General features: G+C 55.0%; 10 protein-coding genes. 6 read left to right on the top strand and 4 right to left on the bottom strand.

Annotated elements, in window-relative coordinates:
- The first annotated feature begins 12 nt into the window (after positions 1–12).
- From purM to ppx, 4 genes are all read left to right on the top strand, one after another.
- Entirely contained in the window at positions 13–1,050 is a 1,038-nt protein-coding gene (gene purM, locus OVA10_RS08475; protein ID WP_102104968.1) for a phosphoribosylformylglycinamidine cyclo-ligase, read from the top strand.
- Positions 1,047–1,688: a phosphoribosylglycinamide formyltransferase gene (gene purN / locus OVA10_RS08470; RefSeq protein WP_100779336.1), complete on the top strand. Its 642-nt coding sequence runs from the start codon at positions 1,047–1,049 to the stop codon at positions 1,686–1,688. The genes purM and purN overlap by 4 nt, the downstream gene beginning before the upstream one ends.
- Before the next feature lie 229 nt (positions 1,689–1,917).
- Positions 1,918–3,978: a polyphosphate kinase 1 gene (gene ppk1, locus OVA10_RS08465; RefSeq protein WP_100779335.1), complete on the top strand. Its 2,061-nt coding sequence runs from the start codon at positions 1,918–1,920 to the stop codon at positions 3,976–3,978.
- Between the two features lie 3 nt (positions 3,979–3,981).
- Positions 3,982–5,523, top strand: a complete 1,542-nt coding sequence (ppx, locus tag OVA10_RS08460; RefSeq protein ID WP_248858888.1) for an exopolyphosphatase — start codon at positions 3,982–3,984, stop codon at positions 5,521–5,523.
- A gap of 10 nt (positions 5,524–5,533) precedes the next feature.
- Here the strand turns inward: ppx and OVA10_RS08455 are convergent, their stop codons facing one another.
- Positions 5,534–7,774, bottom strand: coding sequence for a sensor domain-containing phosphodiesterase (locus OVA10_RS08455; RefSeq protein WP_268195771.1), 2,241 nt, complete (start codon positions 7,772–7,774; stop codon positions 5,534–5,536).
- Between the two features lie 365 nt (positions 7,775–8,139).
- Between OVA10_RS08455 and OVA10_RS08450 the strand changes: the two genes are divergently transcribed.
- Positions 8,140–8,310 (top strand): YfgG family protein, encoded by a 171-nt coding sequence (locus tag OVA10_RS08450; protein WP_123428126.1) that lies wholly within the window; start codon positions 8,140–8,142, stop codon positions 8,308–8,310.
- On the opposite strand, the gene OVA10_RS08445 is transcribed toward OVA10_RS08450, so the two are convergent.
- The gene (locus tag OVA10_RS08445; protein ID WP_181826651.1) at positions 8,300–9,190 is read right to left on the bottom strand and encodes a LysR family transcriptional regulator; all 891 of its coding nucleotides are present in this window, start codon (positions 9,188–9,190) and stop codon (positions 8,300–8,302) included. The genes OVA10_RS08450 and OVA10_RS08445 overlap by 11 nt on opposite strands.
- 98 nt (positions 9,191–9,288) lie before the next feature.
- On the opposite strand from OVA10_RS08445, the gene OVA10_RS08440 reads away from it, so the two are divergent.
- Entirely contained in the window at positions 9,289–10,479 is a 1,191-nt protein-coding gene (locus tag OVA10_RS08440) for an MFS transporter (protein ID WP_268195770.1), read from the top strand.
- A gap of 14 nt (positions 10,480–10,493) precedes the next feature.
- On the opposite strand, the gene guaA is transcribed toward OVA10_RS08440, so the two are convergent.
- Both guaA and guaB read right to left on the bottom strand, forming a co-directional pair.
- The gene (gene guaA, locus OVA10_RS08435) at positions 10,494–12,071 is read right to left on the bottom strand and encodes a glutamine-hydrolyzing GMP synthase (protein WP_100779330.1); all 1,578 of its coding nucleotides are present in this window, start codon (positions 12,069–12,071) and stop codon (positions 10,494–10,496) included.
- Between the two features lie 62 nt (positions 12,072–12,133).
- A complete protein-coding gene (guaB, locus tag OVA10_RS08430) occupies positions 12,134–13,600 on the bottom strand; it encodes an IMP dehydrogenase (protein ID WP_100779329.1) in 1,467 nt (488 codons plus the stop codon).
- Positions 13,601–13,753: the final 153 nt, after the last annotated feature.

Raw genomic sequence — 13,753 nt, 5'->3', positions numbered from 1 at the left:
GGGACTTAAGCCGTGACCAACAAAACTTCTCTCAGCTATAAAGATGCCGGTGTTGATATTGACGCAGGTAATGCGCTGGTTGACCGAATCAAAGGTGTGGTCAAAAAGACTCGCCGCCCTGAAGTGATGGGTGGTCTGGGTGGATTTGGCGCACTGTGCGCACTGCCGCAAAAATATCGTGAGCCTGTTCTGGTTTCTGGCACTGACGGCGTGGGAACAAAACTGCGTCTGGCGATGGATCTCAAACGCCACGACACCATCGGTATCGACCTGGTGGCCATGTGCGTGAACGACCTTGTGGTACAGGGTGCTGAACCCCTCTTCTTCCTCGATTATTACGCGACCGGAAAACTGGACGTGGATACCGCATCCAGCGTGATTACCGGTATCGCTGAAGGCTGCTTGCAGTCCGGCTGTGCGCTGGTCGGCGGCGAAACGGCAGAAATGCCGGGGATGTATCACGGTGAAGATTACGATGTCGCAGGCTTCTGCGTCGGCGTGGTAGAAAAATCAGAAATTATCGACGGCAGCAAAGTGACCGATGGCGATGTGCTGATTGCACTCGGCTCCAGCGGCCCGCACTCCAACGGTTATTCCCTGGTGCGTAAGATCCTCGAAGTGAGCGGCTGCGATCCCGAAACCACGGAACTCGACGGCAAACCGTTGGCCGATCACCTGCTGGCACCGACCCGCATCTACGTGAAAAACATTCTTGAGCTGATTGAGAACGTTGACGTGCACGCCATTGCACACCTGACCGGCGGCGGCTTCTGGGAAAACATCCCGCGCGTTCTGCCCGACAATACTCAGGCGGTGATCGACGCGTCCTCCTGGCAGTGGCCCGCCGTGTTCAACTGGCTGCAAACTGCAGGTAACGTCAGCCAGCACGAAATGTATCGCACCTTCAACTGCGGCGTCGGCATGCTGATTGCTCTGCCAGCCAGCGAAGCAGACAATGCCATTGAGCTGATGAAGGCGAAGGGTGAAAACGCGTGGAAAATCGGTATCATCAAAGCTTCTGATTCCGAACAGCGCGTGGTCATTGAATGAAAAATATTGTGGTGCTCATTTCCGGTAACGGAAGTAATTTGCAGGCCATTATCGACGCCTGCAAACAGAAACAGATCAATGGCACCATTCGCGCAGTATTCAGCAACAAGGCCGATGCGTTCGGCCTTGAGCGTGCGCGGGATGCCCATATCCCGGCGCACGCGCTGGAAGCCTCTCAGTTTGCCAGTCGAGAAGCCTTCGACCGGGAGCTGGTGCAGGAGATCGACGCCTACGCGCCGGATGTCGTGGTGCTGGCCGGCTATATGCGTATCCTCAGCCCGGGGTTTGTTTCCCACTACTCTGGCCGTCTGCTGAACATCCACCCTTCTCTTCTGCCGAAATATCCAGGCCTGCATACCCACCGTCAGGTGCTGGAAAATGGCGATGAGGAGCATGGGACTTCCGTACATTTCGTCACCGACGAGCTGGACGGCGGGCCGGTCATTCTGCAGGCAAAAATCCCGGTGTTTGACGGCGACGATGAAGACGACATCACCGAACGCGTTCAGTCGCAGGAGCACGCCATCTACCCGTTAGTGGTGAGCTGGTTTGTCGATGGGCGTCTTGAGATGCGCGACAACGCCGCCTGGCTGGATGGCGTTAAGCTGCCCGCTCAGGGCTATGCGGCCGACGAGTAATCTGTTTTTCCCGGCGGCGCTGCGCTTGCAGAGCCGACGATTTTGCCAGTCGGGTACGCGACGCGCCGCCCGACACATCTTCATCCGCACCAACCCCTTAAAATCCCCCAGAAAAAAAATTAACTGTCATACTTTTCTGGCACAGTTGGACATCTCGTGTCAAAGCTCGCCATAATAGAATCGAGACGGATTTGCTGCGTCCCGTGATTGAAACGGAGTGTAAGTTGTAATGGGTCAGGAAAAGTTATACATCGAAAAAGAGCTAAGCTGGTTAGCATTCAACGAACGCGTGCTTCAGGAAGCGGCTGATAAAAGTAATCCGCTGATTGAGCGGATGCGTTTTCTGGGTATTTATTCCAATAACCTGGATGAATTTTATAAGGTCCGTTTTGCCGAACTGAAGCGGCGGATCATCATCAGCGAAGAGCAAGGCCTGAACTCCCATTCACGCCATCTGCTGGGTAAAATCCAGGCTCGTGTTCTGAAAGCCGACCAGGAATTTGACGGCTTGTATAACGAGCTGCTGCTGGAGATGGCGCGTAACCAAATCTTCCTGATTAACGAACGTCAGCTCTCCGCCAACCAACAGACCTGGCTGCGCCACTACTTCAAACATTATCTGCGCCAGCACATCACCCCTATTCTTATCAATCGCGAAACGGATCTGGTGCAGTTCCTGAAGGATGATTACACCTATCTGGCGGTTGAGATTATTCGCGGCGACTCCATTCGCTACGCGCTGCTGGAGATCCCATCGGATAAAGTGCCGCGCTTTGTGAACCTGCCGCCGGAAACTCCGCGCAGACGCAAGCCGATGATCCTGCTGGATAACATCCTGCGCTACTGCCTCGACGACATTTTCAAAGGCTTCTTCGATTACGATGCGCTGAACGCCTATTCCATGAAAATGACCCGTGATGCCGAGTACGATCTGGTGCACGAGATGGAAGCCAGCCTCATGGAGCTGATGTCCTCCAGTCTGAAGCAACGTTTGACGGCCGAGCCGGTGCGCTTTGTTTATCAGCGCGATATGCCGGACGCCATGGTGGAAATGCTGCGCGACAAGCTGACCATCTCCCGCTACGACTCCATCGTACCAGGCGGACGCTATCACAACTTTAAAGACTTTATTAGCTTCCCGAACGTCGGCAAAGCCAATCTGGTCAACAAACCGCTGCCGCGCCTGCGCCATCTCTGGTTCGATAAGTTCCGTAACGGATTCGACGCCATTCGCGAGCGCGACGTGCTGCTTTACTATCCGTACCACACCTTTGAACACGTACTGGAACTATTGCGTCAGGCATCGTTCGATCCGAACGTGCTGGCGATTAAAATCAACATCTACCGTGTGGCAAAAGACTCGCGCATTATCGATGCGATGATTCACGCCGCGCACAACGGCAAAAAAGTGACGGTGGTCGTTGAGCTGCAGGCGCGTTTCGACGAAGAGGCAAACATTCACTGGGCGCGCCGTCTGACGGAAGCCGGTGTGCACGTTATCTTCTCGGCGCCGGGGCTGAAAATTCACGCCAAACTGTTCCTGATCTCCCGTAAAGAAGGTGATGACGTGGTGCGCTACGCCCACATCGGGACCGGTAACTTCAACGAGAAAACTGCGCGACTGTATACGGACTACTCGCTGCTGACCGCCGACGCGCGCATCACTAACGAAGTGCGCCGGGTGTTTAACTTTATCGAGAACCCGTATCGTCCGGTGAGCTTCGACTATCTGCTGGTCTCCCCGCAGAACTCGCGCCGCCTGCTCTACGCGATGATCGACAAAGAGATTGCCGCCGCGCAAAAAGGCGAGCCGTCGGGTATTACCCTCAAACTCAATAACCTGGTCGACAAAGGCCTGGTGGATCGGCTGTATGCGGCCTCCAGCACCGGTGTGCCGGTGAATCTACTGATTCGCGGCATGTGCTCGCTGATTCCAGAACTGGAAGGCATCAGCGAAAATATTCGCGTGACCAGCATCGTTGACCGTTATCTGGAACACGATCGCATCTATATTTTTGAAAATGGTGGCGACAAACAGGTGTATCTCTCTTCCGCGGACTGGATGACGCGTAATATTGATTACCGAATTGAAGTCGCGACGCCGCTGCTGGACCCACGTCTGAAGCAGCGGATCCTCGATATTATTGAGCTGCAACTGAGTGACACCGTTAAGGCTCGCTATATCGATAAAGAACTGAGTAACCGCTACGTGCAGCGCGGCAATCGCCGTAAAGTGCGCTCACAGCTGGCGATTTACGACTATATCAAATCACTCGAGCAACCTGATTAACCTATGCCGATAAATGATAAGACCCCACGCCCGCAGGAGTTTGCTGCGGTCGATTTAGGTTCTAACAGCTTTCATATGGTCATCGCCCGCGAGGTCGACGGCGCCATGCAGATCATCGGGCGCCTTAAGCAGCGCGTCCATCTCGCCGATGGTCTTGACGACAAAAACATGCTCAGCGAAGAGGCGATGGAGCGCGGTTTAGCCTGCCTGTCGCTGTTCGCCGAACGCCTGCAAGGGTTCTCTGCATCGAGCGTGTGTATTGTCGGAACACACACGCTGCGCCAGGCACTGAATGCGCCAGAGTTTCTCAAACGCGCGGAAAAAGTGATCCCCTACCCGATTGAAATTATTTCGGGTAACGAGGAAGCGCGTCTGATTTTTATGGGTGTGGAACATACCCAGCCGGAAAAAGGCCGCAAACTGGTAATCGATATCGGCGGCGGGTCGACTGAGCTGGTCATCGGCGAAGACTTCGAACCAAAACTGGTTGAAAGCCGCCGTATGGGCTGCGTCAGCTTTGCGCAGATGTACTTCCCTGGCGGTACCATTACCCGTGAAAATTTCCAGCGCGCGCGCATGGCGGCCGTTCAGAAACTGGAATCGCTTGCCTGGCAGTATCGTATTCAGGGCTGGAATGTTGCCCTCGGCGCGTCCGGTAGCATCAAAGCGGCACACGAAGTGCTGCTGGCGATGGGTGAAAAAGACGGAATTATCACTCCGGAACGGCTGGAGAAACTCCGGGAAGAAGTGCTCAAACACAAAAGTTTTGACTCCCTGAGCCTGCCGGGCTTGTCCGACGAACGTAAGGCGGTCTTCGTGCCTGGGCTGGCGATTCTGTGCGGTGTCTTCGATGCGCTGGCGATCCGCGAGCTGCGCCTGTCCGACGGGGCGTTGCGTGAAGGCGTGCTTTACGAAATGGAAGGTCGCTTCCGTCATCAGGATATTCGCAGCCGTACCGCGCAAAGCCTGGCGAATCAGTACAATATCGACCGTGAACAAGCGAAGCGCGTTCTGGAAACCACCACCCACATTTACGAACAGTGGGAAGAGCAGAACCCGAAGCTGGCGCATCCGCAGCTGGCTGCCCTGTTGAAATGGGCGACGATGCTGCACGAAGTAGGCCTGAATATTAACCACAGCGGCATGCATCGCCACTCAGCTTATATTCTGCAAAACAGCGATCTGCCGGGCTTCAATCAGGAGCAACAAACGATGATGGCGACGCTGGTGCGCTATCACCGTAAGGCAATCAAACTGGACGATCTGCCGCGCTTTACGCTGTTCAAGAAAAAGCAATTCCTGCCCCTCATTCAGCTTTTGCGTTTAGGCGTTTTGCTGAATAACCAGCGTCAGGCGACGACGACGCCGCCAACGCTTACCCTGAAAACCGACGACCATCACTGGACGCTGAGTTTCCCGCACGACTGGTTTAGCCAGAATGCGCTGGTGCTGCTGGATCTGGAAAAAGAGCAGCAGTACTGGGAAGGTGTGACCGGCTGGTTGCTTAAAATCGAAGAAGAGCAGTCGCCAGACGTGGCGGCGTAACCCTGTGTTCTCAGGCGTCCAGTAGTGACGCCTGAGAATCGAGCAGCTGTTCCAGCGGCTCAGGTTTACCGATTAAATATCCCTGCAGAAAATCTATCCCCAGCGCGCTCAGTGCGCTGCGTATCGCTTCACTTTCCACATATTCGGCCACCACCAGCATTTTCTTCATCCGCGCCAGATGGCAAATCGACGCGACAATCTGATAGTCCAGGCTGTTATCAGCGATGTTACGAATAAAACTGCCGTCAATTTTCAGGATATCGGCATCAACGCTTTTCAACCGGGCATAGCTGGCATAGCCCGTTCCAAAATCGTCGATGGCAATCAGACACCCTAACTTCTGCAGCTGTTTGACCATCTGATCCGCCAGATCCGCATTGCCAAAGCCGCTGCACTCGGTAATTTCAAAGATCAGCTGCCAGGCTTCGATGCCGTATTTCTCCAGCAAACGGTGAACCTCAATGGGGAATTGCGATCGGCAGATGGTTGAGGACATGAGATTAATGGCAAAACGCTTGCCGGGTAGCCTGCCGCGATGCGCCGACATAAACTTCAGCGTACTTTCCAGCACCCAGAGATCGACGCGCGATGACAAGCCAAACTCCTGCGCCACGGGCAGGAATTTATCCGGCGTAATGAGTACGCCATTTTCATCGGTCATGCGTAACAGGATTTCGTGGTAGTGATCGCCGCGAACGCCCTGCACCCGTTGCGCCATGAGCTGAAATTCATTGTGCTCAAGCGCCCGCTGCAGTCGGTTCATCATCGCCACTTTATCCCGCAGGCTACGCTGTAAATTAGCCGCGCCGCGCTGTTTTAGGTTCTCAGGATGGTTGGTGAAGAGCGAGAAATCCGCAATGATGCTCAACTCGCCGAGCAGCAAATAGAGATGGGTCACCGGCGAACGGACACAACAATAGCTGATACCCACCTGCGGTTGCAGCGGCACCCCGTCCCAGATAAAACGAAACTGTTTAATGAGTTCGTCGAGCGCTTCAATACGCGTTACGTGTGACTCAGTGTTCAGCCGTATCGCCAGATCGCATCCGGACAGCTGATAAACGCACTCATTGGGCTGCAGGAAACTCTTAAGCCACTCCGCCAGCTTCTGTTTGTACTGAATTCGAAGCAGCACACCGTAGTTGCGGCTCAGAACTTCAAGTTCCGGTACGCGCAGCATACAGAGCGTTGACCAGGGTGATTTAGACAACGCACGCGATAACGCCCGCAGATTCGGCATGTGCACAACCGGATCGAGAAAAGCCAGGCGTCTGGCGTGGCGCGTGATCACCCGCTGGCGCGTAGCCAGCATTGCCATGTAAATCACCACAAAAGAGAAGACCAGATAACTCGACGACGTGATCGCCAGGTGAATGTCGTAGCCCTGGCCGAGCGGAATATAGAGGTAAAAATAGTGAATTGAGACCATCAGCACCGGCGTCCAGATGATCGACATCAGCTTATAGCCAAACCGCATTGAGCCCCACAGCATCACCGGCATCATCAGCGACAGCGTGTAGTTAGTGCTAAAAATTGAGCTGCTGTCGCTCATGGGTACCAGCAGCAGTGAAAGCAGGCCTGCCAGCGCGGCAAGCCAGAGAACAAACTCCGCCGCAGTGACTTTCTTATCAATCTGCGTTCGGATCTGTGAAACGAGCGCTTTGAGATAACGAGGATGGCGGAACACGCGAATCATCAGATAGCTGAACGGCACTCCCGTCAATCCGCCGACCAGCAGCCCCTGAAAATTGATCAGGGTGCGAATGGTCAGCGGATTTAGCCCGGCCACGCTCTGTCGGGTTTCATAGACGCCGAGGTAAACGGCAAACTGGAACAACACTAAAAATAGCGTCGACGGGCACAAAACCTGCCAGAAAATACGTTGCGCCATCAGCTTTGTATTGCCGTATGCCACCATATTTCGCCGGGGAGCAAAAACCCGATATCCGCCCCAGCTCAGGGTGAGCGGAACGATAAAATGGCAGATGAGCGCCACGGTCTCATAGAGGCTGACCGTGTCGTAATAACGTAAAAACAGCGCAAGAATGATGCCCGGCAGTGCTGCGAGGCCGAAAAACAGCATTGCGGAGAGCAGAAACGACAACGGCATGTAATAGAGTACGATGCTTCCGCCGTTTAACTGGGTATAAGTGCTCGCAACGTTCAGCAGGGGCAGAAAAATAACAGGCAACAGAAGGGGGAGCGCCCACCAGCGATCTTTGTTTTGCTGTAAAAAAGAGAGAATGTTCATAGGCGCCTGGTTAAGCCCCTTCATCCATAGGGTAATTTCAGACAGGCATCCAACCTGACATTTTGACGCACAGTATTTTCATGAGAAAACACCGTGGAGGGAGGATTTTAGTGATCAATGCCGCGCAAGAATTGACCTAACGCAAGAATATGGATTCAAAAAACCAATTATTACAATTTTCTCGGGCCGTTTTCTGTTTTCTATCAGCTTGGTAAATTATTGAATTAATATCGATAACATCAACGAATCATTGCATTGACGATTTTTTACACACTCCGAATTGACCCTTGCTTCCCGCTGTGACTTAATAGTCCCATCGCCCAAAAGGGTATACCCAGGAAAACACAGTGAGCCAGGCAACGCGTATGCACAAACGACATCGATTTAACACTCGAATGACCCGCATTATCTTGCTTATCAGCTTTCTGTTTTTCTTCGGCCGCTTCGTGTACTCCTCCATTGGCGCCTGGTATCACCATCAGGACAAAATCCAGTCTCAGCAAGTCAGCCAGCCGCTGGACTCCGTTAACCATTAACCTTCTCGCGCAATAAACGAATCACTTCAGAAATTCCCTTACTGAGAATTTTGTCTTGCCGCATGACGATACCTAACTGACGATGCAGAACGGGGTTCAGCGACCGCACGCTCAGCCCTTCGCGATCCGCTACGTTTTCGACCGCCATACGTGGGACAATGCTGTATCCCAATCCTGCGCGAACCATGCGCTTAATGGCCTCGATACTGCCCAGCTGCATCACAGGGCGGACCTCCAGATCGCATGTGTTAAACCAGCCATCAATTAAATCCCGCGTGCCACTCCCCGATTCGAAGGCTATCAGGGGAAGTGCGTGCAATATTTGCGGGCTAAACTGCGCTATCTCCTCGTCCTGCGCCTGGGAAATTATCAGGACAAACTCTTCATCGAGTAGGGGCATCACCTCCAGCGCACGACCGCTTGCCGGGAGTGTGACCAGCCCGATATCCAGACGGTTCTCCTCCACGGCGCGCACCACATCCAGCGTGTTCCCCGTCGTTACGCCGACGCGTAATAGCGGATGCTCCTCACGAAGCTGCCGTAGCAACGGAGGCAAAAGGTGAATACAGGCCGTGGCCCCCGTGCCCAGCGTAATAGTGCCACTGATCTCATGACTAAACTCGCTGACCGACCGGATCGCCTCTTCCACTACCTGCTCAATACGATTGCCATGCTCAAGTAGCGCCAGCCCCGCAGCGGTGGCTTTGATGCCACGCCCGGTACGTTCGACCAGACGCGTTCGCAGAAATTGCTCAAGCTGGCGCACCTGCAGGCTCACCGCTGGTTGAGAAAGGCCCAATATATCCGCCGCAGCCGAAAAGCTGCCGCGCTGGATCACCAGCCGGAAGGTCGCCAGATTGCCCAGATTCAGCGTCGTCATCGCAAAGTTTCTCTTATAGGAGTCATAAACACAGAGGCCTGCCAGCACCTTACCGTGCGCAGTATGGTGATCACAACTGCCTGACGGAATGAAAAATAATGAAAACACCTACCCTCCCCCGCCTGCTTCCTGTTGCTGCCGGAGGCAATCAGTTGATCAACTGGGGAATTACCTTTTACATGCCAGGGACCTTTGCCCACGCGATCGCCGCAGACATGCGCTGGTCGTCACCACAGATCTACTTTGGCCTGACCCTCGCTATGCTGGTGATGGCGACGGTGTCGCCTTTTGTCGCCAGGCTGCTGGCCCGATTTGGCGGGCAGCTCGTGGTGATGAGCGGCACGCTGATGATCGCCGTGAGTTGTGCCGTCATGGCCTGCGTGCACGCGTTGCCTGGCTGGTATGCGGCGTGGCTGCTGGCAGGGATCGGTATGCGCTTGTCCCTGTACGATGCCCTGTTCGCCTCGCTGGTGAATCTCTACGGCCAGAGTGCCCGACGGACGATTTCACACGTCACGCTGGCGGGCGGGCTGGCCTCTGCCGTGTTCTGGCCGCTGGGCGCGAAACTGCTTACATTTATGAGCTGGCGTGAAGCACTGCTGGTCTACGCCCTGGCCGGCCTGCTGAGTGCGGTGCTTATCCGCGTACTTCCAGGCCACAGGGTGCCGGTCGCCACTCCATGGAAAGCGACAGCGCCCGCCAATCATCAGGATCGCCGCAACGGCCTGCTCTACGCCACATTCATTGCGCTCATTACCTTTGTTTCGAACGGCACATCCACGCACTTACCGGAATTTATCGCAAGCGTAGGGCTTCCGGCGTCCGTGGGGATGCTCTGGGGCATTGGCCAGACGGGCGCGCGATTTACGGAGGTGGTTGCCGGGGCGCATCTCTCGCCGCTGCGACTGACGCTCATCACTGCCCTCGCCATGCCCCTCTGTTTTTTGACCGGACTCAGCGCCAGCACCTTTATCTGGGCGGCTGCCGGATTTGTGCTGGGCTATGGTGCCATCAACGGGCTGGTGACCATCGTAAAAGCCACGCTGCCGTTACAGCTTTTTCCTGCTGAGGATTACGCACGACGCACGGGCGTCTTGCTCATTCCGGCGCAGGTCATGGCAGCGGTATCGCCCTTTGCTTACGCGTGGCTGAACCGCGAACTGGGTGTGTTCGGGGCAATGTGGGTGTCATGTGGATTGACGGTGATAATTGGGGGGCTGGCTGTAGGGATGGTGGTTATGCAGAGGCACAATAAAAAACCCTCTGGCGAGGCAGAGGGTTTTGTGTGACTAGAGGGGGAAAATTATTCCCACTCAATCGTCGCCGGTGGCTTACCGCTGATGTCATAAACGACACGGGAAATCCCGTTCACTTCGTTGATGATGCGGTTAGAGACACGGCCAAGGAAGTCATACGGCAGGTGTGCCCAGTGAGCGGTCATGAAGTCGATGGTTTCAACAGCACGCAGGGAGACAACCCAGTCGTACTTACGGCCATCACCCATGACGCCGACGGAGCGTACTGGCAGGAATACGGTGAACGCCTGGCTCACTTTGTTGTACAGGTCGGCTTTATGCAGCTCTTCGATGAAGATTGCATCCGCACGACGCAGCAGGTCGCAGTACTCTTTCTTCACTTCGCCCAGCACGCGCACGCCCAGACCTGGGCCCGGGAACGGGTGACGGTAAAGCATGTCGTACGGCAGGCCCAGCTCCAGACCAATTTTACGTACTTCGTCTTTGAACAGCTCACGCAGCGGTTCAACCAGACCCATCTTCATCTCTTTCGGCAGGCCGCCCACGTTGTGGTGAGATTTGATGACGTGTGCTTTACCCGTTGCGGAAGCAGCGGATTCGATCACGTCTGGGTAGATGGTGCCTTGCGCCAGCCATTTCACGTCTTCCAGGCGCAGCGCCTGTTCGTCGAACACTTCAACAAACACGCGGCCAATGATTTTACGTTTGGCTTCCGGATCGTTTTCGCCCGCCAGTGCGGACAGGAAGCGCTCTTCGCCTTCAACGTGAACAATGTTCAGACCGAAATGGTCGCCGAACATGTCCATCACCTGCTGGGCTTCGTTCAGGCGCAGCAGACCATTGTCCACGAAGACGCAGGTCAGGTTTTTGCCGATGGCACGGTGCAGCAGCATCGCGGTCACGGAGGAGTCAACGCCACCGGACAGGCCGAGGATCACTTTATCGTCGCCGACCTGTTTGCGGATACGCTCAACGGCATCGTCGATGATTTTCGCTGGGGTCCACAGCGCTTCACACTGGCAGATATCGCGAACGAAGCGGTCCAGCATACGCATACCCTGACGGGTGTGGGTCACTTCCGGGTGGAACTGCACGCCGTAGAAGCGTTTTTCTTCGTTCGCCATAATGGCAAACGGGCAGCTTTCGGTGCTGGCAACGGTTACGAAATCGGAAGGAATCGCGGTCACTTTATCGCCGTGGCTCATCCAGACGTCGAGCAGCGGTTTGCCTTCAGCGGTCAGGGAATCTTCGATACCGCGAACCAGGGCGCTGTCGGTCAGCACTTCGACCTGCGCGTAGCCAAACTCACGCTCGTTAGAAGATTCAACGTGGCCGCCCAGCTGCATTGCCATGGTCTGCATGCCGTAGCAGACGCCGAAGACAGGAACACCGGCTTCAAAGACGTATTGCGGGGCGCGCGGGCTGTTATGTTCGGTGGTGCTTTCCGGGCCGCCAGAAAGGATGATGCCGCTTGGATTGAATTCACGGATTTGTGCTTCCGTGACATCCCACGCCCACAGCTCACAGTAAACGCCAAGTTCACGCACGCGACGTGCCACCAGCTGAGTGTACTGAGAACCGAAATCCAGGATAAGAATGCGATGTTTATGAATGTTTTCCGTCATTGACGCTAATTCCGAGGCAAGTGAAACAAAGCGCCCGGCATTGAGCCGGGCGCGGAAACTTATCAGGAGCCCAGACGGTAGTTCGGGGACTCTTTGGTGATTGTCACGTCGTGAACGTGGCTTTCCTGGATACCCGCACCGCTGATACGTACAAATTCCGCTTTAGTACGCAGCAGGTCGATAGTACCACAGCCGGTCAGACCCATACAGGAACGCAGGCCGCCCATCTGCTGGTGGATAATCTCTTTCAGACGGCCTTTGTACGCCACGCGACCTTCGATACCTTCCGGTACCAGTTTGTCGGCTGCGTTATCGGTCTGGAAGTAACGGTCTGAAGAACCTTTGGACATCGCGCCCAGGGAACCCATACCACGGTAAGATTTATAAGAACGGCCCTGGAACAGTTCGATTTCGCCCGGAGATTCTTCGGTACCGGCCAGCATAGAGCCAACCATGACCGCCGCTGCACCTGCCGCGATGGCTTTCGCGATATCGCCAGAGAAGCGGATACCGCCGTCGGCGATAACCGGAATACCGGTGCCTTCCAGCGCTTCTACCGCGTCAGAAACGGCGGTGATCTGCGGAACGCCCACGCCGGTTACGATACGCGTCGTACAGATGGAGCCAGGGCCGATACCCACTTTTACAGCGCTACAACCGGCATCTGCCAGAGCACGGGCACCCGCGCCAGTTGCGACGTTACCGCCGATGATCTGCAGATCAGGGTATTTTGCACGGGTATCGCGAATACGTTGCAGAACACCTTCGGAATGACCGTGAGAGGAGTCGATCAGCAGAATGTCAACGCCCGCAGCGACCAGCGCATCAACGCGCTCTTCGTTGCCAGCGCCTGCACCCACCGCAGCGCCTACGCGCAGACGGCCACGCTCGTCTTTACAGGCGTTGGGTTTACGTTCTGCTTTCTGGAAATCTTTTACGGTGATCATGCCACGCAGGTGGAAGCTGTTATCCACAACCAGCGCTTTTTCAACGCGTTTTTCGTGCATTTTAGCCAGCACGACTTCACGGGTTTCGCCTTCACGCACGGTCACCAGACGCTCTTTCGGCGTCATGTAGACGCTGACAGGCTGGTTCAGGTCGGTCACGAAGCGCACGTCACGGCCAGTAATGATACCCACCAGTTCGTTGTCTTCAGTCACGACCGGATAGCCCGCAAAGCCATTACGCTCGGTCAGCGCTTTCACTTCATGCAGGGTAGTGGTTGGCAGAACGGTCTGGGGATCGGAAACAATGCCGGATTCATGTTTTTTCACGCGGCGAACTTCATCCGCCTGACGCTCGATAGACATGTTTTTGTGAATAAAGCCGATGCCACCTTCCTGTGCCAGGGCAATTGCCAGGCGCGCTTCAGTCACGGTGTCCATAGCCGCAGAGAGCATAGGAATGTTCAGGCGAATGGTTTTAGTCAACTGCGTGCTGAGATCGGCAGTATTCGGCAGAACGGTGGAATGAGCGGGAACGAGGAGGACGTCGTCAAACGTCAGTGCTTCTTTAGCGATACGTAGCATGGGCAATATCTCTGACCTGGGTGGTTAAATATTGCCGTGGCATTATACAGAGCGTAACCGATTGCATCCACACTTTTTTATAAAAAATGCTTGCGATTGCCTCCGGGCAGGTTACTATCGACTGAATAACTTGCTGATTTAGAATTTGATCCC

It is taken from the genome of Lelliottia sp. SL45 (assembly GCF_026672535.1).
In the GTDB taxonomy this organism is placed as follows: domain Bacteria; phylum Pseudomonadota; class Gammaproteobacteria; order Enterobacterales; family Enterobacteriaceae; genus Enterobacter; species Enterobacter nimipressuralis.
The sequence above is the reverse complement of the archived record's forward strand: the minus strand, read 5'-3'. Positions and strand labels throughout refer to the sequence as shown.